Raw genomic sequence first — 385 nt, forward strand, 5'->3', positions numbered from 1 at the left:
GTTTTATTAAAGACGAGAATTAGCGGCTTGTGGGCGGCTTGCAGTTCTGCTAGGGCGCGATATTCGGTACGGGTAATGTCTCCGGCGATTACGAACAAAATTAGATCCGCCTGTTCGATCACTTCTCGCGCCATTGCCTCACGCAATTGCCCGCCGACTTCATCGAGTCCGGGTGTGTCAATCAGTTCGACGTTGACGTTGAGGCCGGAAGTCGCGGGTGACCAGTAGATCGATCGCGGATACTGCGTGACGCCATGCAGCGGGCCAGTTTGCAGAATCTTTTGTCCCAACAGGGCATTGAGAACCGCCGACTTGCCGCGACTGACCAGCCCAAATACGGCAATGCGAAAGATGCCGCTGTTGAGCTTGTCGAGGGCGGTAGAAA

Annotated in this window: 1 protein-coding gene; it reads right to left on the reverse strand. The window is 55.1% G+C overall.

The features are described from left to right. Positions 1-385: Era-like GTP-binding protein (locus tag D7Y13_RS44850; RefSeq protein WP_120631187.1), on the reverse strand; the 385-nt coding region annotated here is incomplete at both ends.

It is taken from the genome of Corallococcus praedator (assembly GCF_003612125.1).
Taxonomy (GTDB): Bacteria; Myxococcota; Myxococcia; order Myxococcales; family Myxococcaceae; genus Corallococcus; species Corallococcus praedator.